Here is a 21,647-nt window from a genome sequence, read left to right as displayed (position 1 = left end):
CCGGGCAGATGGCCAACGGTACCAGTGATCAATTCAACCGCACCGACCAGGTGGCCACGGCCATGACGGAAATGTCGGCCACCGCTCAGGAAGTTGCGCGCCACGCCGCCAGTGCTTCCCGTGCTGCTGATGAGGCGGATCATTCGGCCCGCGAAGGCGGTGAGGTGATGAAGGTCACCATCGCCACCATCGGCCAGATGCGCAACGAGATCCTCAACACCGGCACCATCATCCGCCGCTTGGAAACCGATAGCGTGCGCATCGGCAAGGTGCTGGAAGTGATACGCGGGATCGCCGAGCAGACCAATCTGCTGGCGCTCAACGCTGCGATCGAAGCCGCGCGCGCAGGCGAGGCCGGTCGTGGTTTCGCGGTGGTGGCCGATGAAGTGCGCAGCCTGGCGCAACGCACGGCGGCGTCGATCATCGAGATCAACGGCATTATCGAGGCCGTGCAAACCGGCGCGGTGGACGCGGCCGAAGCCATCCTGAGCGGCCAGTCGTGCAGTGATGACAGCGTGGAGAAGGTGACGCAAGCCGGCGCCATGCTGGCTCACATCACCCAGGCGGTGGAGGCGATCCGCGACATGAACCGCCAGATCGCCACGGCTGCCGAGGAGCAGACATCGGTGGCGGAGGATATCTCGCGCAACATCACGCAGATCACCACCGTGGCCACGGCCAACCTCGATAACGTCAAGCGCACCGAAGCGGCAAGCCACAACCTGCGCGGGTTGTCGAGCGAGTTGAATGAGGTGACGGCGCGTTTGGGCGCCTGATCAAGCGGTCGGCAAGCTGAACGTGAACACGGTGCCGTGCTGTTCGGTGGTGGACACGCTCAGCTCACCGCCGTGGGCATCGGCAATTTGCTTGACGATGTACAACCCCAGGCCAAGCCCGGCCTGGGGCGCCTCCTTGACCGGCCGCGCATAGGGCTGGAACAACCGAGGCAGGGCCTGTGCACTGATCTGCCCGGGGTTTTTCACCGTCAGCGTGAAGTGCGACTGCTCGACCCTGGCCGTGACTTCAACAGGGCCATCGTGGCTGCCGTGGTGGATGGCGTTGGCGACCAGGTTGGAGAGCAGTTGCGCCAACCGTTCCCGGTCACCCTTGAACCCTCGAAGTTCGCCGATATTCGCCACAATCTCGCGTCGTGGGTGGACGCTCTGGACCTCTGACACCACATGTTGCAACGCGGCCTGTAAGCCCTGGCAATCGCCCATGCTTACCGGAATGCCGCTGCCCATACGTCCACGGGCGAAATCCAGCACGTCTTCCACCAGTTGCGCCGCACGCCGACCACTGGTGAGGATATGCCGCACGGTGCTGTCAGTGGCAGGGTCGGGGTGCTTGCGCAGCAGCCGTTCGGCGCCGAAATTGATCGCGAACAGTGGGTTGCGCAGATCATGCCCGAGCACCGCGATGAACTGCTCGCGTAATTCGGCGGTGCGACGCTCTTCCTGCAAGTCGGTTTCGGTTCGTTGCTGGCTCTCTTCGGCCTCGATTTGCAGCGACAGCACGCGAGCAAATGACTCCATGGTCGATTGGATGGTGCTGTTGCGCAGGCAGGCGGGGTTGGGGTCGAGCGCGCAAATGGTGCCGAAGAAGCGCCCATCGGTTCGAAACACGGGCACGGAAATATAGCTTTCAAATCGGTAGATCTGTGGGGTGTGGTGGTCGTGGTAGAGCGGGTCTTCGCTGGCTTTATCGATCACCACAGACACGTGGGAGCTGCGGATTTCGTGGCAGAGGGTGGTGGTCAGGTCCAGCTCGCCACCGACACCCAGGCCGAAACCCAGGGTGTCGAGCACCGCGCAGGCTGTCCAGGTGTTTTCCGTAACGCGGGCAACAGCGGCAAACCGCAGGCCGGTCATGTCACTGATGACCTTGAGCATGGCCGGCACGGCGCTGATGCGACCGATAGTGGCGATGTCGGCAGCTTTTTGCCCCATTGGCTGTCTCTGTTGGTGTGCGGTGGGCGTCATGCCTTGGCTGATGCACGGGATTCTAACGGCCTTGCAGTGTATGTAGGCAACTTCCTTCGTCGCCGGGATGAATTTCCTACAGCTTGCCGACGAGCGCGCACAAAAAAACCGCGCCACCCTTAGGTGGCGCGGTTTTTTAAGAAGACAACTCAAGTGTCGAGCTTGTTTTCCAGGACTTCGCTGGTTTTGGCGTCAAGCTTCACGTCCCACTTTTTGCCGGTGGTGTCGGTCAGGTCCACCTCGTAGACCAGGCGGCCGGCTTCGTTGTCCAGCTCGGTGTCATTGATGGTGGCGCCGGGGTGTTTGGCTACGGCGTCTTTGTTGAGCTGCTCGAAAGGCTTCACGGCGCCGGACTGCAACAGGCCTGGAATCTGGTCTGGGCGAACATCGGCCTGGGCCAGGCCGGCGGTCAGGGTCAGGGCGGTAGCGGCGAACAAAGCGGTCAGGTTTTTCATGGTGTGTGTCCTTGTCTGGTGAGCTGTTTAAGTGGGATCAGGTTATCCAGCGCAACTTAATTCATCCTTAATTATTTCAAGCGGTTGCGCAGTTTGTTCAATCCGACGCGCGCGGGGGATTTCATGCTGGGGGCTCACTTCAAAGGAGACTCGGCATGAAACGGTTAGTGAGTTGGATCTACGCGCCCACCTTTTTGCTGGGGTTTATCGGTTGCGGACTGTGGCAGCCGAACAGCTTGATTCTGCTGTTCGTGATAGCCGTCGCAGTGTCATTCCTGGCAGAGCGGTGGTTGCCCTATGAACCGCAGTGGAATCGCAGCCTGGGCGATCGTCGGCGCGACACCTTGCACGCCTTGGTCAACGAAAGCCTGAATGCCGCTGGGTTGTTGATCCTGCCGGGGCTTACGGCGCTGTTGGCGTTTGAAGGTATCTGGCCGCGTGGCTGGCCGCTGTGGGAGCAACTGCTGATGGCGATTGTGCTCGCTGATGCCGGTATTACCTTGATGCATTACGCCAGCCACCGCATTGGGGCGCTGTGGCGTTTGCATGCGGTGCACCACAGCGTGCAGCGGCTTTACGGCTTCAATGGTTTGATGAAGCATCCGTTGCACCAGATGCTGGAAGCCACGGCGGGGCTGTTGCCATTGATCCTGCTGGGCATTCCCACGCCGGTTGCGCAGTTGCTGGCATTGACCATCGCCGTTCAATTGTTGTTGCAGCATTCCAATGTAGACATGCGCCTGGGGCCGTTGCGCTGGGTGTTCGCCTGGGCGCCGGTGCATCGGTTTCACCATATGAAGTACGGTCGCGCCGGGGATGTGAATTTCGCGCTGTTTTTCAATCTGTGGGATTGGCTGCTGGGCACGGCGTTCTATCGCGAGGGGTATCGCATGGGGCCGGGAGACCTGGGGATTGGCAGTCGACCGGATTTCCCGGTGGCATATGGGGAACAGTTGCGTGACCCGTTCAGGCCGGTTGCCTTGAGCAAGGAGCCGGCACTGCCAGACGATTTACGCTAATAGCTGCACCTCCAGCTGGCGCAATGAGGCTGCCGCCGTGACGCCAAACAACTGCTTCATGGTTCGTGAGAAGTGCGCGGAATCGGCAAAACCCGCACCGTGCGCAGCGTCGGTCAGTGTGCCGCCGGCAAGTGCCAATTGCAGGGCGATGCGCAAGCGTCGCCACAGCACCAGGCGGCGCACGGGCAAGCCGAGTTGATCCGAGAACAGCCGCTCCAGTTGGCTCAATGACAGGTGCGCCGCTTCGGCCAGGGCGTGGGCAGAAACCTTGCCGCTCAACTGTTGATCCAGTGCAGCAAGGGCTCGTTCCACGCGTGGATCATCCAGCGTGCGCCGGGGGAGTTGGCGCAACCCCTCCAGGGACAGCTGCTCGTGGATCAACAGGTGTTGCAAGTGGGCGGTATCAAACACGGCGGGTTCGGCATACAGCACCTTTACCTCACCCTCAGTGTCGAGAATGGCGTGGGTCTGCCGCGAAGGGATAAACAGGCGATGGGTTGTAGTGACCTGGCCATCGAGGCTGACCGTGATTGGCCGGGCGCAGAGCATCAACTGGTGGGCGTAATGTGCATGGGGCGCGGTGCGCCCCAGCTCGCCGAGGATAAGGCCGTAGTCACGCCCCAACCACAGGCGGCCTGACCATTCGGCCTTCACTCAGTACTTATAGTCGTTCAGCAGGTCCTGCACGCTGGACGACGGCCAGCGTTTGTAGAACTTCAGCAGTTCGGCGGCGCGGTTGGTGAAGATGCCATCGACGCCCGCTTTCATTACCTTCTCGAAGTCGACCGGCTCATCCACGGTGTAGACGTGTACCAGCAGGCCTTTGTCGTGGGTCAGCTTGTTCATCTCGGGTTTGACTAAGTCCGTATAGCTCTGGTCGCCGTGGTCTGTCAGCTCAGCCGATGGGCCGGTGCCGATGGCGCCGAGGCTCTTGGCTTCGTCGACCCATTTTTCGAACTCAGCAGCGTCCTTAGGCTCCTGCTTGGCGTAGTAGGCGGCCTTGGTGGTTTCACCGGATTCGGCGAAGGTCTGCTTGTTTTTCGGTTCGATGCTGCCTTCACCCACCCACAGCAGGAGGATTTTCGGGGTGTTGGGCATTTCGTTCTGCAGCTCTTTGAGGCTCGCCACTTCGAAAGTTTGCAGCACCACGCGGCCCTTGCCCTGGCCGACGCCGGTGTTGCTCTTGCCCAGCTTGGAGCCAGCGGAACTCAGCCAGCCTTTGTCCAGCAGCTTGTTCTTCAGGTCGGCTTCGATGCCTGGGAATTGCTTGGGCTCCTTGGTCTCGATGTAGAGGCCGGGTTTGTGCTGCGGGTTGCCTTCGGCGATCTTGATGATGTCGTCCAGGCTCTGGATTTTCAGGCCGACGAAACCCGGGCGGGCGCGGTCCGGGTAGGCGGCGTTGAACCAGCTGCCGGCGTCGAGGGTTTGCAATTCTTTCCAGGTGAACTCGTTGGCCGGGGCGTCCTTGCGGTCGGGAAACTTGGTGGCCACGTCGGTGGTGCGCTGCAAGTTGTTGTCGTGCAGGGCGAACAGCACGCCGTCCTTGCTGCGCTGCAGGTCCAGTTCCAGGTAGTCGGCGCCCAAGTCACGCGCAACCTTGTAGGCGGCGGCGGTGGACTCAGGGGCGTCGTACGAAGCGCCCCGGTGGGCGATCACGGCAGGGTAGGGGATGCCTTCGTTAGTCGCCAATTCAGCCGGGCTGATCGGGTCGGCAGCCTGTGCTTGGCCAAGGCCGAGCATCAGGGCCAGCAGCAGGGCGCTCTTGGTAAACGTGACAGGCATATGCGAAGTCCTTTCGTGGAGGAGGCTTTGAGAAGGCCTCCTTTTTAACAATTGATGGCGAAAGGCGCTATCACCAAACCGACATTAACGTGCGCACGGGCAAAATTTTCGGGTTTTTATGGGATGCATTGCAGTACTCTTGGCCGAAGCTGCCCCGTTAGAGGACGGTACTTTTCGCCACGCGTGTAAACCATCTTTCCAGTCCATGTAGGACTTTTCAGTGAGGTTTACCATGCGCATCACCTCCGAGCTTATCTGCCAGGCCGCCGACCAACTCCACGGGTTTGTTGGCCTCAACCGCAAGACCGGCCAGTACATCGTACGTTTCAGCGAAGACGCCTTCGGTATGGACGTGGCCGATGACGGCATCATCCCCACCGCCGAGTTTGTCTGGCTGCCGGCCCCGGAGCAGACCATGACCCTGTCCCGCGAACGCCTCCAATTGCTGCTGGACCAGAACATCGACGACCGCATCAACATCACCGAACCGTTGCGGGTGTACATGCGGCGGGTGGAGATTGCGCAGATCAGTGCGTTGCGCAGTCTGGTGAGCTGAATAAGGCGACAACCATAGGTGTTTGTAGTGAGCGGGCTTGCCCCGCGCTGGGCTGCGAAGCGGCCCCAATAAAGCCACCGCGGTTATCCAGACAAAACGCAGTGTCAGGTTTTAGGGCCGCTTCGCAGCCCAGCGCGGGGCAAGCCCGCTCACTACAATATTTCGTAGATACCTTTGGCTATCGCAAGCAAGCCTCACAGGGTTTTGTGCTGCTCTTCAGGTACTATTTCAATTTTGGAATGCGTAGGCCCGTTCGACTTTGCACACCCGGGTCTGAAAGGCCGAGTACCAAGTGGCGCGCCCCTGTTCGCGCACCGCTTGATGCTCGGCGTGCTGCTTCCACGCCGAAATCGCCGCCTCACTCTCCCAGTACGACACGGTAATCCCCAGGCCATCTTCCCGTGCCGATTCCACACCGAGAAACCCCGGTTGTTCGCGCGCCAGTTCCAGCATGCGGTTGGCCGCGTGGCCGTAACCTTGATCGCCCTCGGTGCGCAGTGAGCTGAAAATCACCGCGTAGTAGGGCGGGGCAGGCGTGCGCGCGATCATGCCGACACCGCCTGACAGGCTTTGAGCAGGGCAATCGCCAAGGGTGGGGTGACGCCTTTTAATGCGCTGCGTTCGGGTTGGAACAGGGTGGCCACGAAGAACGGGTGGTCGAGCAGTTCCACCGCGCGCAGGTCACCTGCCGAGTCATGGCCACTGGGGATCAGATCGCCTTCCAGCAGGGCATTGAGAAACTCAGGGTTCACGCCATAGCGGCAACGATAACCTTCCTGTACATCAAGAGTCCCGTAGGCTTCGGCGATGCGGGTGTAGGGCGCCAAACGCACGGTGTCGGTGGCTTCCACCAGTGTGCAGTTCAGTGGCGTGATCACCGCGCGCTTTGCATGCGGAGCGAGTTCGCCATGCTCGGCGTCCTTCCAGCCCAGCACATTGCGGGCATATTCCAACACTGCGTGTTGAAAACCGCCGCAGGTGCCGAGAAACGGTCGCCGCTGTTCGCGGGCAAAACGGATCGCTCGCAGTGCGCCATCGGTATCGCGGTAGGGGCTGCCGGGCACGCACCAGAACCCGTCGAAGCCATGCAGTGACTGGGGCAGGGCATCCGTGTCGAGCCACTGGGTATGAACGGTCAGGCCCAGGGTGTCGGCTGCCTGTTGCAACGCCACGGGTATGGCCTGGTGGGCGATAACATCGGGGTTGTAATCGCCGATCAGGGCGAGGTGCAAGGGTGTGGCGTTCATCGTGTACGTCCCATGGCTTGTGGTGTCCTGGGGTGCACTATAGATTGGCGAGCACGCAATTAAAATTGGCGTTTTCCCACATGTTCAATGCAGCCACGCACTATTCAATTGACTACCCTGACCTGTCGCTGATCCTTGCCCTGGTGCGCGGCGGCACCCTCGCTCGGGCGGCGGCGTTGTTGCGGGTGGACGTGTCCACGGTGTTCCGCGCAGTGCGGCGCCTGGAGGCGGCGCTGGGCCAGACACTGTTTGAAAAGAGCCGCACTGGCTACTTGCCCACCAGCCTGGCAAGCAACCTGGCCCAACAGGCGGAGCGCGCTGAACAAGCACTGGAGGCGGCGCGTGTTGGCGTGGAGCAGGGGGGGGAAGTGATCAGCGGCACGGTGCGCCTGACCTGTACCGATTCGGTGTTGCAGGGTTTATTGCTGCCGGCCCTGGCGCAATTCATGCCGCAGTACCCTGCGTTGATCCTGGAGCTGAGCACGTCGAATGATTTCGCCAACCTCAGCCGCCGCGACGCGGACATCGCCCTGCGCCTGACCCGCACGCCGCCGGAGCATCTGGTGGGCCGTCGCCTTGGCGGCGTGGCCTATCAGGTATGCGCCAGCCCTGGTTTCGCCCGCCAACACGCGGGCCGTGAGTTGGCCGACCTGCCCTGGATCGCCCCGGATGACTTCCTGCCCGACCACCCTACGGTCGCCTGGCGCTGCGAGCACCTGCCCGGTGTGCGCCCCAGTTATCGCTGCAACAGCATGTTATCGGTCACCGATTTGGTGCGGGCGGGGTTGGGGGTGGCGGCGTTGCCGGACTTTCTATTGGATGCAGGCCTGCAACCGCTGGGCCCCGCGTTGGCCGGGCACGATACGGCGTTGTGGTTGCTCACGCGCGCGGACTGCCGGGCGTTGCGCTCGGTGGTGACGCTGTTCGATGAACTGGGGCGGCATATTGGGATGAAGTGTGGCACCGCCGCTCCCACCGGGGATCACTGGAGTTCTTGAGGTTTTCGGACAAAGTGCTCATGCATTTCACACGTCAGGCTTTCGATGTGTTCTGTCAGTTGTTTGGTCATTTCCGTAAGCCGGGTATTTTGCTCCAGCAGTTCCAGTAACTGTCTGGTGGTCTGCTCGGCCTGGGCCTGGCGCTCGGTATTGGCAGTCGCCAAGGCTTCGCGGTGCAGGGCATCGGCGTCCGTCTGCGCTTTGTCGCGGGCAGCCTGGCGCGTCTGGGCCAGCAGGATCAGCGGCGCGGCGTAGGCCGATTGCAGGCTGAAGGCCAGGTTGAGCAGGATGAACGGGTACACATCAAAGTGCGTGATGCCGGTTGCGTTCAGCACCACCCACAGCACCACGATTGCGGTTTGCGCGCCGAGGAAGGTGGGAGTGCCGAAGAAGCGGGCGAAGGCTTCGGCCTTGAGGGCAAAGGTGTCGTTGCCGAAGGTCGGTGCCAGGTGGGCGTGAGAGCGGTGGAAGCGCAGGTGGTCAACGGGCGTGGCTTCGGGCTTTTCTGGGGTCATGGCGGGCTCGGGTCTTTTGCTTGCAGACAATCAAGCACTATAGACCGAGCCCCCCGGCAGGCACATGAAGAACCGGTCAGTTGCCGCCGCGCTCATTGGCAAACGTACTCACCGCCTGGACCGCCTCGCTGGTGCCTTCGCGAATCTGCAGGATCACGGTGCCAGCGCGATTGGCCAGGTCGACCCCTTGCGCAGCGCGGTCGCGGGTGCCGTCCATGCTGTGGATGGCCTGGCGGGTTTCATCCTGGATCATCGCGATCATGCTGGAAATTTCCGTCGTGGAGCCGCTGGTGCGCGCCGCCAGTTGGCGTACTTCATCCGCCACCACCGCAAACCCGCGACCTTGTTCGCCTGCACGCGCCGCCTCGATGGCGGCGTTGAGTGCCAGCAGGTTGGTCTGGTCGGCGATGCCACGAATGGTGTTGACGATGGTGGTGATCTGCTGCGAACGCTCGCCCAACTTGGCGATCAGCTGCGAGGAGCTGTCGATGTCCGCGGCAATGTCGCGCATGCCACTGGCCGTTTGCTGGATCACCTCGGCGCCTTTTTCGGCGATGTCCCGAGTGGTCAGGGAAATATGGTACGCCTGGGCCGCGCTGGCAGCGTCGGCGGCATGTTGTTGCACCATAGCGGTGACATCGGAGGCGAACTTGACCACTTTGCACAGGCGCCCGCTGGCGTCGTACACCGGGTTGTAGTTGGCTTCGAGCCACACGGTTTGGCCATTTTTATCCACCCGCTCGAACTGGCCGCTGAACAATTCGCCTTGGTTCAGGCGCTGCCAGAAATCACTGTAGGCCGAGCTTTTGGCCATCTCTGCGGTGCAGAACATACGGTGATGCTGACCCTGGATCTGCGCCAGGCTGTAGCCCATGCGCTGCAGGAAGTTTGCGTTGGCAGTGATGATGGTGCCGTCGAGGTTGAACTCGATCACCGCCATGGCACGGCCGATGGCCTCGAGTTTGGCATTGGCTTCGCTTTCGGCCTGTAGCCGTGGGGTGACGTCCATGGCGTACTTCACCACTTTGATCACTTGACCCGCGTCATCACGCACCGGGTTGTAGCTGGCTTCCAGCCACACCGACTGGCCATCGCCGGCCACGCGTTCAAAGGTGCCGGACTGGAACTGACCATTGCGCAAGTTCGACCACAATTGGTTGTACTCGGCGCTGCGGGCGAACGCTGGGGTACAGAACATTCGATGGGACTGGCCCTCGACCTGCTCGGCGCGGTAGCCCATGGTCTGGAGGAAGTTGGGGTTGGCCCGTAACACGTTGCCGGACAGGTCGAATTCGATCACCGCCATGGAGCGCTCGATAGCGTCCAGCAGGCTGGCCTGTTGGGCAATGGTGTGTTGCAAGGTGTTGATGGTTTTTTTATGGGCGTTGAATAGCATGTTCGGGTGCTCGGGCAAGCAAACTTCTAGGGTTTCCGTGGGTATGCGCCTGCCCCCGTAAGGCATCCGCCATACGGTTGACTTGCTCATTGTCAGCTTCCTTGTGCTGACAGAGGGGGGGAACAACGGGTTCAGAGTGATCAGCCTGGCAAGAAGTTCGCCCCAGGGGCAGGACCTTTTTTGGGTAGCCGACCAATGGTGGCATTGTGCTTCCTTCTCGGGTGCCGAGAGGAAGATTCAGACGAAGAGTCGTAGGACAACTTCAGGCGGAGTGGGCGATCACTTCTTCGCTGACATTGACCCGGTTGCGCCCGGTGTCCTTGGCGGCGTACAGCGCCCGATCCGCCGCATTCAGCCACATCGCGGCATCGGTGAAGTAGGGGTGGAAATCTGCCAGGCCGATGCTCAGGCTGACACGCAGCTCTGGGATCTGCGGGTTGCGATAGTTGCAGAAGGTTTCGCGCATGCGTTCCATCACCTGCGCCGCTTCTTCCAACGGTACTTGCGGAAGAATCACACAGAACTCATCGCCACCGTAACGCCCGGCCAAGTCGTTTTCACGCAGGTTGCGCCGCAGTTCCAGGCTCAATTGGCGCAGTACGGCATCACCGACGATGTGGCCGTGGGTGTCGTTGATCTGTTTGAAGTGATCGATATCGATCAAGGCAATCGTGGCGTGGCTTTGTTGCTGCTGGCACTTGTGGAACTTGAGGTGCAGCAGGTCTTTCCATGAACCGTGGTTAAGCAGGCCGGTGAGGCTGTCGGTGCGGCTGAGGGCGCTGAGCGCACGTTTATGTTCGGACAGTTTGATCGCCAGTTGGTAGCAGACCATCCCGATGGCCATGGGGTAGAGCGTCAGCATCGGCAGGCAGGTGTAAACCTGAGTGAGGCTGACATTGGGGTTGAACGTGAAGCCGAACAGCGCACCTGCGACGCCGATACCGGCGGCTTGCGCCAACAACCCGCGCAGGAACAGACGCTTGCCGCCCGCAGCGACGTTGTTCATGGTCATCATTGAAAGGATCGTCACGGTTGTGAGGGGCGTGAACTGCGTGGCCGTGGCCCAGAATCCACCCCACAACGAGTCGTACAGCAGATTGCGCTGCTCGGCCTGATAGGGGAATTGCGCACGAGTCGAGAGTTGGTATGCCAGATGCGCCCAGGCAAAACCGTTGAACAGCAGGAATGCCCATACCCAGCCCGGCATCGCCAGCGGATAAAGGGCGCCTGCGACACTGATGCAGCCGATACCCAGGCCGATAATCCTTGGCTTGTAGATACGCCTGGCAAATGAAAGCCCTTTGCCTCGTCTGTTTTCCATAAATTCCTGGGGCAGTTCTTTTTTCTGCGGGTGCAGCGATGTGCGTCAGCGGGTAGAACCGTTGATCGGATAATAATGGTGAATATTGTCAGTGATTCGCGTGTGAATAATCAGTGTCCTTCCAAGCCATTTGTGCAGGACAGCGTGCGAATACGTCAAAAACGACCAGGAATGTCGCTCAAGCAACGGTTTCTTACTGATGACTTGAAGGGGGGACCGCGTACCCAGCCAGAAACAGGTCAATGGCTGACTCGATAACGCTGGCCTGATTGGCCGCGTCGAGTACCGGCAGGCCCAACGTGATCTGCGGCCAGAATGCGAAGGCTTTGAGCAGGCTCTGGATCTGGTGCGCGGCAAATGCCGGGTCGCTGCAGTTGAGTCGGCCGTCCTCTTGAGCGGCGCGTACCCACTGGGTGAAGCCTTCTTCACGCGTGCTCAGGCGGTTGACCATGTCTTGTGCGCGCTCCGGGGAGTGGATGGTGGCGGCGATCGCGACCCGGGCCAGGTCGAGGAAATTGGCGTCCGACATCATCTTCATCTTCGCTTCCAGCAACCCACGCAGTTGTTCACGCAGCGGGCGATCGCTGGCGTAGCTGACGTCGAGTTGTGCGACGCTGCTGGCCCAGAGTTGATGGAGTATTTCGGCGAACAACTCTTCCTTGCTGGGGAAGTGGTTATACACCGTGCGCTTGGAAACGCCGGCGGTGGCGGCGATCTTGTCCATGCTGGTGACCTCGAAACCGTTCTCGCGAAACTCGGCGATGGCCGCTGCCACGATGGCTTCGCGTTTGCGGTCGGTGAGGCGTTGAGGGGCAGTCATGGGCAGCGCTCGGCTCTTCAGGGAAAATTACACTCGGTAGTTTACTTGCTCCGGATTTTGTTGCAATCTTGAAACTACACTGTGCAGTGTAATTTATAGCGACCCGTAGGAGTCACCCGGTAATGGCCACGATCTCGTCCCGTGTCGATTCTTCGCCAGCAACCCCCAGGCAGGACCAGGGCCACTTCAGCAACGATGCCCCTGTGCAGCACGGTGGCTTCGGCAAGACCTTGCGCATTTTCTGGAACATGCTGTTCAACAAGCCGCGCAGCACGCGACCGGTGGGGCAGATCCCGGTGCAACCGCTGACCCGCGAGCAGTTACTGGCGGCCCCGGATCACAGCGTGTTCCGCCTCGGGCATTCCACTGTATTGCTGAAAATGCGCGGTAAATTCTGGGTGACCGACCCGGTGTTCGCCGAGCGCGCGTCCCCGTTCAGTTGGGCCGGCCCCAAGCGTTTCCATCAACCGCCCATCAGTCTTGAGGAATTACCGCCGTTGGAAGCGGTAATTCTTTCCCACAACCACTACGACCATCTTGACCGCAAGGCTGTCGTCCAATTGGCTGACAAAACCCGCTATTTTCTTGCGCCCCTGGGCGTGGGCGACACCCTGGTGAAGTGGGGCGTGGAGGCGAGCAAAGTGCATCAGTTGGATTGGTGGCAAGGCACTGAGGTGGATGGCATTCGATTTGTCGCCACGCCTGCGCAGCATTTTTCCGGGCGCGGCCTGTTTGATGCCAACCAGACCCTGTGGTGTTCCTGGGTGATGATCGATGGCGCGCGGCGTATCTTTTTCAGCGGTGATACCGGTTACTTCGATGGCTTTAAACGCATCGGCGAACAGTACGGCCCGTTTGACCTGACGTTGATGGAAACAGGTGCTTACAACGTCGATTGGCCCCATGTGCACATGCAGCCGGAGCAAACCCTGCAAGCGCACATCGACCTCAAAGGCCGCTGGCTGCTGCCGATTCACAACGGCACCTTCGACCTGGCGTTTCATGCGTGGCACGAACCGTTTGACCGCATCATGGCCCTGGCGTGGGAGCGCAGCGTTTCGATTACCACGCCGCCGATGGGGCAGGCATTCAGCTTGAATCAACCCGAGCGTGGGTATGCATGGTGGTTGGAGGTGGAAACCCAAGGCGCACAGGAACACCTCGCCAGCTGACGAAAGAGGTATCGGAAAAAGGAGTTTTCAAGCTGTTTCAGAGCTGCGACAGACGCCGGTCAAGGGTGCGATGATTCCCGGAAAGTCATTTTTCGGGAGGCAGATCTTATGGAGAGTAAGTGTGGGAAATATTGGCCAGCGGGTATGCCGTGTCCGACAGACCACCCCGCACCTGTGTTCACTGAACGGTCAGGTCAGGCAATTACGTCCAAGGATCATGCGAGCCTCAGAGGCATCAATTTTGGCATCGATCCCCGCGCTCATGATCAGCCTGTGAGCAGCGTTCCGGTCCCGGGGTATGACGCCCCAGGACTTCCCCTTAAACCCCTGCGCGACCCGTCGCTGTCACTGATTGCCTTGAGTGGTGTCGATCCTTCTGGGCCGGTGATGGTGCAAGTGCCCCTCGTCCAAAACAACAGCCCCTTTACGCCAGCCCAAGCGTTGAGTGGCAGGCGCGTGGGGTTTGCCGAGCGGTTCGCCGGCGGCCATGAACACGAGCTCATTGAGCACAACTCATCCTTCCTGAGAGCGCTGGACATCCTGTCACAGGCGGGGGCTCAGCCGGTACCGGTGCTTGCACACCAAGGCAATGGCCCGCAGTACTCGCGCAATGAAATCGATGAGCTTGTGCATGAATATCAACTGGACGCGTTGGTGTCCGACAGCCGCAGCGCCGCTTTCCATAGCGCTTGCAGGAGTGGGTATCCGGTGCTTGGCGAACCACTGGGGGATGGTGCGACGCTATGGTTCTACGGTGCGCAATGGTCGAGGGATTCGCTGAAAAGCCTGGTACAGGGGTATCGGAGCGTCCGGGATCTGATGGATGCAGGCGTGGCTACCCACAGCGTTGAATAATCCTACGTTGTAAATGACCTGCGTCGCGCTGCTGAACGGGGGATGGGTTTTTAGACTGGGGCACGGATCAATCTGGGTCCTTCGTCATTTCTTACCCCCTAAGAGGTCTTATGTTAGGTATCGCATATGGTATGGGCTCCATCGTTCGGCAACTCGTGCAGTCCTTCGCTGGCGACTACGCTCCCGTCGCGTCAAAGGCAGTTCCTCCAGGTACCGAATACCTCAGTGTCAAAGAGCTAGGCACGCAAATGGCCCGGTCGGACGGGCTCACATCGGCCAATCTGGTCACTTACCTGCAGGAACGGATTCGCAAGGTGGACCCGCAACTGAGCTCCGTCATTGAACTCAACCCTGAAGCACTTGAGGCCGCACGCGAGTTGGATCGTGAGCGAGCCAGCGGCAACGTGCGCGGGCCGCTGCATGGCATTCCTGTTTTGCTCAAGGACACCATTGAAACCTCAGGCATGCAAACCAGTGCAGGTGCGTATGGACTGGTCGGCGCAACGGCCGGCAAGAACGCGCCGTTGGTTGATCACCTGATTCAGCAGGGCGCGGTAATCCTGGGTAAAACCAATATGACCGAACTGGCTGGGTTTCGAGGTGGCCCCGATGGCTGGAGTAGCCGGGGTGGGCAAACCCGCAACCCTCACCAGCCCGGTGCGGACGTCGGCGGTTCCAGCTCCGGTTCCGCCGCCGCAGTCGCCGCTGGCCTGGCACCCTTGGCGGTGGGGGCTGAAACCAATGGTTCGATCATTGTGCCGGCAGCGTTCAATGGTGTTGTCGGGCTCAAGCCCAGCGTCGGCCTGCTGGATCGCAATGGGATTATCCCCGCGAGCCAGCGCCAGGACACACCGGGCCCGATGGCTCGCTCGGTGTTCGACGTAGCGCTGATGCTCAATGCCATGTCCGGCAGCGATCCTCAAGACCCAGCGAGTGTAGGAGCGCCCCAAGGTATTGATTACACCGAACTACTGGTTCCGGGCGCCTTGAAAGGCAAGCGTATTGGATATCCCGCGACGTTCTCCGCAAATGGCGAAACCCTGCCAGTGGTGAATAGCGTGCAATTTGGCCGGACACTTGAGGTGCTTCGCGAGCAGGATGCGGTATTGGTGCCGGTCAACATGCGCTTGGCGGATGCCTCACGCTACGACGAGTTACTGCTTTCGGATGTAAAGGAGGAACTGAACGGTTACCTGGCCAAGCGTTCGGGGTTACCAGTCAAGTCGTTGACCGAGTTGATCAAGTTCAACAACGAGCGCGATGGCACCGACGTGGATCATCAACCGGTGCTCAAGGAAATCAGCGCTTCAACCCTGACACCGGAGCAGCGCAAGCCACTGTGGGACGAATTGATCCAGGATTTTCGCAGCACAGTGGACGACCCGATCACGTCGGAAAAACTCGACGCCATGGTCTCGGATTTCGAGACCAACAGTTACTTCGGTGTCGCAGCGGCCGGCTACCCAGGGATCGCCGTACCTTCCGGGGCGAACGAGGACGGGCTACCGACCAGTGCCTACTTTTTTGGTACCCGCTGGTCCGAGCCCACGTTGTTGGCAGTGGCCCATGGGTATGAGCAGGCAGCCCAGGCGGCAATCAAACCTGGGCTTTGACCGGGCTCATAATTTCACATCGCAAATGGGGCGTCGGGTACTGCAACCGCAGTCCTGAGGTTCCCGGCGTCTACACTCAGTGCCATGGAGGGCCGCCATGGCCTACAGAATTCACATCCTCGGTGCAGCGGGCGCCGGTACCACGACGCTGGGCAAGGCCTTGGCCGAACGCTTGAACGTTGCCTATTTCGATTCGGACAACTTCTACTGGCAGCAGACGCCAGACCCTTTCACCGTCGCGCGACCCAAAGATGAACGCATCCGCTTGCTGCAGGAACAAGCCGCCGATCTTGAAGGCTGGGTGCTGTCCGGCTCACTGTGCGGCTGGGGCGACCCCATGATCCCGCACTTCACCCACGTAGTATTCCTGCGTCTCGACTCGCAATCACGCCTGCACCGTCTGCGCCTGCGGGAAGTGCAACGCTACGGCGATGCGATCCTGCCAGGTGGTAGCCGCCATGAAAACAGCGTCGCGTTCCTGGCCTGGGCCGCCCGCTATGATGGCGGTAACCACAGCCTGCGTAGCTTGCGCCGGCATGAAACCTGGCTAAAGGCGCTGACCTGCCCGGTGATGCGGCTGGACTCTACGCACCATTCGGTTGAGGGGTTGGTGAGTCAATTGATGCCGTCGGTGTGCCGAGCAAGCGGGAGATGATGCCTTGGGGCGTGGGCTCGGTTGAGGTCGTGTCAAACCGGCGCACACTCATTCCCCACCCCGGCGCAAACCCCGGGAAAAATACCAACCCCTCGGCCTCCAACCGAAATGCCAATGCCAGACGGGTTTCATCACCCACATCTCGCTGGCTTTCAAACTGTTGAATCGCCTCCGCCGACACACCTGCCAGGCGGGCCAGGTCTTCCCGGCTCCAGCCCAGCATCGCGCGTGCCTGTACGCTGTGTTTGGCGGTGAATTGATGCAGGACGATCTGCTGTTCTACGAAAGAGCTCATTGCCAGAGAGGACATGGGGTTTCTCCAGGGTTCGACGGGGGAGGACAAACTATACTGTGTTTTTGTACAGTTGTTTTGACCGCTCATCAACTGGATTTGTACTCACCCACTAATCCACCCCCGGCGCCTCACGAATGATCAAGTGATCCAGGTTCTCGATATTCGCGCTGAACACCCCAAATGTCTGCTCGGGGTTTTTCTTGCTCGGCACCTGTTTCAGCTCCGGGGTCACCCCGTAGAAGAAGCAATACAACGCCCGCTCGCTGTCCACCGCAGCCTTGATCTGCTCCAGGAACGCCGTGCGCATGCGGTAGTTCTCGATAAGCTTTTTGTTCAGGTACACGTTGACTGAGTAGGGCTTTTTATCGAGCCACACCTTCTTTTCGAAGTCGATGCGAAAGCTGCTGGTGTAGTCCTTGATCGCCTTGATCTTGCCCCAGTAGATCAAGCCCTTGTTGTCTTGCAGGTATTCGATCTTCTTGAAAAACGTCCAGTAGCTTGCCGTGTGCTCGCCGATCTTCAACGGCATGCTCTTGAGCTTGTCCTTGTCGTCGATGTTGGACACATAGCATTCCACTGGGTGGGCGAAGACGCTGGTTTTGTCTGGGGTGCTGTCGTTGGTGCTGTGGGATGTGGATACACGAATTGAAGGTGTTTTCGCTGCATTTTGAGGGCTGCTTCCTTCCGCGCCGGTCAGTGGCGCCTTGCGCTCGTACTGACGCCGTGTAAGCACAAATTCCGATGGGAAATTTTCCTCGCGCTCGTCGTCACCTTCATCCGTCGCGGTTTTGTGCGTGCTGGCGTAGCGGCAGCCGTCGATATGCCGGGTGCTGGTTTTGTTCTTGAAATGCGGCGTGCGCTGGTAGTTAACGTTCTTCGCGTTGAAAGTGCTCAGCGTATTGCCGCCCTTATCAAACGCTGCGCGGCAGGCATCATTGGGGCACAGGAAACTGTCCTTGTCTGAGTCGAAATCAGCGGTTTCGTCGAAATTCAGGTCTCGTACGTCGTAGATCGATAGCTTGTCGTCGAGACTCAGGCAGTAGGCCGTGTCGAATTTCATGGGGCTCGGGTCCGTGAGATGAGTAGCGCGATACTACGCAAATATCAGCCCTATGGAGATCAAAAATGTGGGAGCGAGCGCCTCCCACATTAGATGTGTAGTGTTGGGGGCGGCGGGTTCTCAGCCACGCGTCGCCCACTCATGAAGCACAAGGTGCCACCGATTGCTGTGAGTGCACCAAGGGCATAGAACATGCTGGCGGGCGCCGCATTGATCAATAGATAACCACAAATCACCGGGCTCATCGCTCCGCCAAACGCCGCCAGGTTCTGCGCACCGTAGTAACTGCCGCGCAGGGCATCGGGAGCGATGGTGTCGATAAACAGGAACTCCGAGGGGTAGATGATCATCTCGCCCAAGGTGAATACGAACATCGCCAGGCACCAGGTGAGCAGGCTGTCGGCCAGGCTGAACCCGATCAGCCCGACAATGAACAGCAAGGTGCCGAGCACGATCCAGTAACGCAGTTGCTCACGCTTGAGAAACCGCCCGATCTGGTACTGCATCAAGATCACGGTGACGGCGTTGCAGGCCAGCACCGCAGACAGAATCTTCAGCGCCTCGGCGGGCTTGTAGGCCACCAGCAAAAACTGCGACAGATACAGGGTGTAGCGCCCGTGGACAATGGTGCTCAGCAGGCTGCCGCTGGTGAACAGGATCAGCGTGCGGTCGCTGCGCAACGTGCGCAAGGTGCTGAGGAAACTCAAGGGTTTGTGGCTGTCATCCCGTTGGGTGGGTGGAATGCCTATCATCAGGAATACGCTACCAAACGCGATGGCGCTGGCGATCAGAAACGGCGCCAACTGCATATGGCCGGCAATCACCACGCCGACCATCGGGCCAGTGGCATAGCCGACGTTGGTCAGCGTGTAGCGCAGGGAAAACACCTTGGCGCGATCACCCACCGGCAGGTTTTCGCTGATGATGGCTTTGGAGCCAATCAGGAATAGCGCCGACGCCGCTTCGGTGATCACCAGGGTCAAGGTGGTGAGGTAGAGGTTGCTGGCAAAGGTCAGCAACAGAAAACCGATGGAGCTGGACAGCATGGCCAGGATCAGCAGCTTGCGCTTTTCCAGGCGGTCGATGATGTAGCCGCCGTACAGGCCCAACAGTGTCGCGATGAATACGGCGATGCCCATCAGCAAGCCGATGTCCTGCTGGTTAAGGCCCAGGCGCGTGCTGAGCAGCAAGGCCAGCAGCGGGCTGGTCATGGCACGGCTGACCACGATGGTCACCGAGCAGATCAGCAGGCGGCGGATTACCAGGGAGTAGGTGACCACGGTGGGCGAGCGTCCTTTTTATTGTGCCAATGCACCACACATCAAATGTGGACACAGATCAATGTGGGAGCAGGCAAGCCAGCGCCCACATTCAGATCATTTTACTGGCCGGCATTGATGGAGATTTTTTCCACTGCACCTTGCTCCAGATCCCACTTCTTCAGGATCTTGCCGTAGGTCCCATCATCAATCATGCCCTGCAACGCTTCACTGATCGCCGTGACCAACTCGGTGTTGCTCTTCTCAATCCCGAGCCCCGTAAACTGCTTGGAAATCGCCAGGCCCACCGGCTTGTACTTGCCCTTGTCCAACGACATCAAATAAGGAATCGTCTCGCTGCCCTGCATCGCCGCATCCAGGCGGTTCTGCTGCAACTGCGCCCGCGCATCCGCCGAGCCCTCAGTACCAATCACCACGATCGCTGGCTTACCCGCTGCTTCGCAGTTTTCCTTGCTCCACGCGGCAATTTCCGACGGCCAGGTGGTACGACGGCTGGTGCCGACTTTTTTACCGCACAGGTCAGTCAATTCCTTGATCTCTTCACGCTTGGCCAGGGTGTACAGCTGCGGGCCACTGGTGAAGTAGTCGATAAAGGTCACCGACTTCTGGCGTTCGGCGGTGTCGGTCATGCCCGACAGCACGATGTCCACGCGCTTGGTGGTCAGGCCGCTGAGCATTTGCTCGAAGCCGGTTTCCTGCCATTTGATCTTCACGCCCAGGCGTTCGGCGAGGGCATTGCCCAAGTCGAAGTCGAAACCAGTGAGCTTATTGGTGGCGGGGTCCTTGAAATCCATCGGTGGATAATTCGGCACGATGGCCGCGCTGATCTCACCCTTGTCCTTGATTGCCGCCGGCAATGCCGCCAATACACAGGTGGAAGCCATCAGGCCTGCGAGCAACGTTGGGATAAACAATTTTTTCATGGGGGCGTTCTCGTTAGTTTTCTAGTTAAGTGCGAACGGCAGAAATGAAGCTTTGGGTACGCGGGTTTTGTGGGCTTATTAGAATTTCTTCGGGGCTGCCGGCTTCCACAATCTGGCCGGCATCCATAAACACCATGCGGTTGGACACTTCGCGGGCGAAGCCCAACTCATGGGTGACCACGATCATGGTCATGCCGGTGGTGGCCAAATCGCGCATCACCGACAGCACTTCTCCTACCAGCTCCGGGTCAAGGGCTGACGTGGGTTCGTCGAACAACATCAATTTGGGGCGCATCGCCAGCGCTCGGGCAATCGCCACGCGCTGCTGTTGCCCACCGGATAATTCCACCGGGTAGGCATTTCGTTTGTCCGCCAGGCCCACGCGAGCGAGCAACTCCAACGCATCCTCAATGGCTTCCTTGGGCGAGCGCTTGAGCACCTGGCACGGGCCTTCGATGATGTTCTGCAGCACGGTCATGTGCGGGAACAAATTGAAGCGCTGGAACACCATCCCGGTGGCCAAGCGCTGGCGGGCGATCTGCGATTCATTCATCTCGTGCAGCTTGTTGCCGACCACCCGGTAACCCACCAGCTCGCCGTCGACCCACAGGCCACCCTTGTCGATTTTTTCCAACTGGTTGACGCAACGCAGCAGCGTGCTTTTACCCGAACCCGACGGGCCGATGATGCACATGACTTCGCCTTGCTCGACCTCGATATTGATGTCGCGCAGCGCGTGATATTCGTCGTAATACTTGTTCAGGTTGACGGCCTTTACGATGCTTCTCATGGGGCAAATCTCCTCAACCCAGACTTACGAACGCTTGCCGGCGCCGCGGGCAAAACGACGCTCGAGGCGGCTTTGACCAAATGAAAGAACAGTCACCACCGCCAGGTACCAGATGCCGGCCACAATCAGCAGCTCCATGACTCGCGCGTTGGCGTAGTAGATGTTTTGCGCGTTGTGCAGCAGCTCCGAGTACTGGATCACGCTGGCCAGGCTGGTCATTTTCACCATGCTGATGAACTCGTTGCCTACAGGCGGAATGATCACCCGCATGGCCTGCGGCAGAATGATCCTACGCAGCGCTTGCAGGCTCGGCATGCCGATGGACTTGGCGGCTTCGTACTGGCCGGTGTCGACCGACAGCAAGCCGGCGCGCACCACCTCGGCGGTGTAGGCGCCCTGGTTGATGCTCAAGCCGAGCAGGGCGGCCACGAACGGTGTCATCAGGTCGACGGTGTCGATGCTGAACAGGCCGGGAATCGCGATCACCGGGAAAATCAGCGCCAGGTTGAACCACAGCAGCAACTGCAGAATCAACGGCGTGCCACGGAACAGCCAGGTGTAGGTGATGGCCACATACCGCAGGATCGGGTTGGCCGACATGCGCATGATCGCCGTGATCACCCCGATCACCACGCCCAGCGCCATCGCCAGGATCGACATGACGATGGTGTTCACCAGGCCCCAGAGGATGGCCTCAGACGTGAGGAACTGACCGATGTAGGACCATTCGATCTGGCCGTTGGCGAATGCACGCAACAGCGCGGCCAATACGATCACGATCAACGTGGCAAAAAACATCCGCCCGTAATAGCGACGCGGCACGTGTTCGTACTGCGTGATATCGAACTGGTTCTCGGACAACTTGCGCTCTATTTCCAAGCGCTCGGCCGGGGTTTGGTTCATGGTGATTCTC

General features: G+C 59.8%; 24 protein-coding genes. 8 read left to right on the top strand and 16 right to left on the bottom strand.

The features are described 5' to 3' along the window. Positions 1-8 precede the first annotated feature (8 nt). Positions 9-776 (top strand): methyl-accepting chemotaxis protein, encoded by a 768-nt coding sequence (locus HU722_RS29315; RefSeq protein ID WP_405045929.1) that lies wholly within the window; start codon positions 9-11, stop codon positions 774-776. Here HU722_RS29315 and HU722_RS22900 read toward each other — a convergent pair whose 3' ends face one another. Together HU722_RS22900 and HU722_RS22895 are read right to left on the bottom strand one after the other, a co-directional pair. Beyond that, positions 777-1,949 carry a GAF domain-containing sensor histidine kinase gene (locus tag HU722_RS22900; RefSeq protein ID WP_065889881.1) on the bottom strand — a complete coding sequence of 391 codons (1,173 nt, stop codon included), beginning with the start codon at positions 1,947-1,949 and terminating at the stop codon, positions 777-779. 182 nt (positions 1,950-2,131) lie between these two features. Further along, the gene (locus HU722_RS22895; RefSeq protein ID WP_065875394.1) at positions 2,132-2,437 is read right to left on the bottom strand and encodes a PepSY domain-containing protein; all 306 of its coding nucleotides are present in this window, start codon (positions 2,435-2,437) and stop codon (positions 2,132-2,134) included. A gap of 155 nt (positions 2,438-2,592) precedes the next feature. Between HU722_RS22895 and HU722_RS22890 the strand changes: the two genes are divergently transcribed. Continuing rightward, on the top strand, positions 2,593-3,456 hold the full coding sequence (locus tag HU722_RS22890) for a sterol desaturase family protein (RefSeq protein WP_065889879.1): 864 nt from the start codon (positions 2,593-2,595) through the stop codon (positions 3,454-3,456). Here HU722_RS22890 and HU722_RS22885 read toward each other — a convergent pair. Next, complete coding sequence (locus HU722_RS22885) at positions 3,448-4,110, bottom strand: helix-turn-helix domain-containing protein (RefSeq protein ID WP_065889878.1); 663 nt, start codon at positions 4,108-4,110, stop codon at positions 3,448-3,450. The two genes, HU722_RS22890 and HU722_RS22885, sit on opposite strands and share 9 nt — an antisense overlap. Next, a complete protein-coding gene (locus HU722_RS22880; protein ID WP_065875397.1) occupies positions 4,111-5,238 on the bottom strand; it encodes a glycerophosphodiester phosphodiesterase family protein in 1,128 nt (375 codons plus the stop codon). A 232-nt stretch (positions 5,239-5,470) separates the two neighbouring features. On the opposite strand from HU722_RS22880, the gene HU722_RS22875 reads away from it, so the two are divergent. Beyond that, entirely contained in the window at positions 5,471-5,794 is a 324-nt protein-coding gene (locus tag HU722_RS22875; protein WP_065875398.1) for a DUF2025 family protein, read from the top strand. 228 nt (positions 5,795-6,022) lie between these two features. Here the strand turns inward: HU722_RS22875 and HU722_RS22870 are convergent, their stop codons facing one another. Then, positions 6,023-6,343: an antibiotic biosynthesis monooxygenase family protein gene (locus HU722_RS22870; RefSeq protein ID WP_065875399.1), complete on the bottom strand. Its 321-nt coding sequence runs from the start codon at positions 6,341-6,343 to the stop codon at positions 6,023-6,025. Then, the gene (locus HU722_RS22865) at positions 6,340-7,041 is read right to left on the bottom strand and encodes a CTP synthase C-terminal region-related (seleno)protein (protein ID WP_065875400.1); all 702 of its coding nucleotides are present in this window, start codon (positions 7,039-7,041) and stop codon (positions 6,340-6,342) included. The genes HU722_RS22870 and HU722_RS22865 overlap by 4 nt, the downstream gene beginning before the upstream one ends. A gap of 80 nt (positions 7,042-7,121) precedes the next feature. Here HU722_RS22865 and HU722_RS22860 point away from each other — a divergent pair, with 80 nt between their 5' ends. Next, positions 7,122-8,039, top strand: a complete 918-nt coding sequence (locus HU722_RS22860; RefSeq protein WP_065875401.1) for a LysR family transcriptional regulator — start codon at positions 7,122-7,124, stop codon at positions 8,037-8,039. Here the strand turns inward: HU722_RS22860 and HU722_RS22855 are convergent. From HU722_RS22855 to HU722_RS22840, 4 genes are all read right to left on the bottom strand, one after another. Further along, positions 8,024-8,554, bottom strand: a complete 531-nt coding sequence (locus HU722_RS22855) for a DUF1003 domain-containing protein (protein WP_065875402.1) — start codon at positions 8,552-8,554, stop codon at positions 8,024-8,026. The two genes, HU722_RS22860 and HU722_RS22855, sit on opposite strands and share 16 nt — an antisense overlap. 76 nt (positions 8,555-8,630) lie before the next feature. Continuing rightward, positions 8,631-9,950 (bottom strand): methyl-accepting chemotaxis protein, encoded by a 1,320-nt coding sequence (locus tag HU722_RS22850; RefSeq protein ID WP_065875403.1) that lies wholly within the window; start codon positions 9,948-9,950, stop codon positions 8,631-8,633. A gap of 262 nt (positions 9,951-10,212) precedes the next feature. Next, on the bottom strand, positions 10,213-11,271 hold the full coding sequence (locus HU722_RS22845) for a diguanylate cyclase (RefSeq protein WP_065889877.1): 1,059 nt from the start codon (positions 11,269-11,271) through the stop codon (positions 10,213-10,215). Between the two features lie 193 nt (positions 11,272-11,464). Beyond that, positions 11,465-12,091: a TetR/AcrR family transcriptional regulator gene (locus HU722_RS22840; RefSeq protein ID WP_065875405.1), complete on the bottom strand. Its 627-nt coding sequence runs from the start codon at positions 12,089-12,091 to the stop codon at positions 11,465-11,467. 122 nt (positions 12,092-12,213) lie between these two features. Here HU722_RS22840 and HU722_RS22835 point away from each other — a divergent pair, with 122 nt between their 5' ends. From HU722_RS22835 to HU722_RS22820, 4 genes are all read left to right on the top strand, one after another. Beyond that, positions 12,214-13,263, top strand: coding sequence for an MBL fold metallo-hydrolase (locus HU722_RS22835; RefSeq protein WP_065875406.1), 1,050 nt, complete (start codon positions 12,214-12,216; stop codon positions 13,261-13,263). Between the two features lie 273 nt (positions 13,264-13,536). Then, positions 13,537-14,118: a hypothetical protein gene (locus HU722_RS22830; protein ID WP_225930656.1), complete on the top strand. Its 582-nt coding sequence runs from the start codon at positions 13,537-13,539 to the stop codon at positions 14,116-14,118. Positions 14,119-14,228: 110 nt separating this feature from the next. Continuing rightward, positions 14,229-15,731, top strand: a complete 1,503-nt coding sequence (locus tag HU722_RS22825) for an amidase family protein (protein ID WP_065889870.1) — start codon at positions 14,229-14,231, stop codon at positions 15,729-15,731. A 97-nt stretch (positions 15,732-15,828) separates the two neighbouring features. Further along, positions 15,829-16,386 carry an AAA family ATPase gene (locus tag HU722_RS22820; protein ID WP_065875409.1) on the top strand — a complete coding sequence of 186 codons (558 nt, stop codon included), beginning with the start codon at positions 15,829-15,831 and terminating at the stop codon, positions 16,384-16,386. Here the strand turns inward: HU722_RS22820 and HU722_RS22815 are convergent. From HU722_RS22815 to HU722_RS22790, 6 genes are all read right to left on the bottom strand, one after another. Further along, entirely contained in the window at positions 16,316-16,696 is a 381-nt protein-coding gene (locus HU722_RS22815; protein WP_083207121.1) for a helix-turn-helix domain-containing protein, read from the bottom strand. The two genes, HU722_RS22820 and HU722_RS22815, sit on opposite strands and share 71 nt — an antisense overlap. Positions 16,697-16,790: 94 nt before the next feature. Then, the gene (locus HU722_RS22810; protein WP_065875410.1) at positions 16,791-17,741 is read right to left on the bottom strand and encodes a hypothetical protein; all 951 of its coding nucleotides are present in this window, start codon (positions 17,739-17,741) and stop codon (positions 16,791-16,793) included. Between the two features lie 89 nt (positions 17,742-17,830). Beyond that, positions 17,831-19,021, bottom strand: coding sequence for an MFS transporter (locus tag HU722_RS22805; RefSeq protein WP_065875411.1), 1,191 nt, complete (start codon positions 19,019-19,021; stop codon positions 17,831-17,833). A 101-nt stretch (positions 19,022-19,122) separates the two neighbouring features. Beyond that, positions 19,123-19,944: an ABC transporter substrate-binding protein gene (locus tag HU722_RS22800; protein ID WP_065875412.1), complete on the bottom strand. Its 822-nt coding sequence runs from the start codon at positions 19,942-19,944 to the stop codon at positions 19,123-19,125. A gap of 25 nt (positions 19,945-19,969) precedes the next feature. Next, on the bottom strand, positions 19,970-20,734 hold the full coding sequence (locus HU722_RS22795) for an amino acid ABC transporter ATP-binding protein (protein ID WP_065875413.1): 765 nt from the start codon (positions 20,732-20,734) through the stop codon (positions 19,970-19,972). Positions 20,735-20,758: 24 nt separating this feature from the next. Next, positions 20,759-21,637: an amino acid ABC transporter permease gene (locus tag HU722_RS22790; RefSeq protein WP_025859372.1), complete on the bottom strand. Its 879-nt coding sequence runs from the start codon at positions 21,635-21,637 to the stop codon at positions 20,759-20,761. Positions 21,638-21,647 lie beyond the last annotated feature (10 nt).

This window comes from Pseudomonas tritici (assembly GCF_014268275.3).
In the GTDB taxonomy this organism is placed as follows: domain Bacteria; phylum Pseudomonadota; class Gammaproteobacteria; order Pseudomonadales; family Pseudomonadaceae; genus Aquipseudomonas; species Aquipseudomonas tritici.
This window is presented reverse-complemented; position numbering and strand designations above follow the sequence as displayed.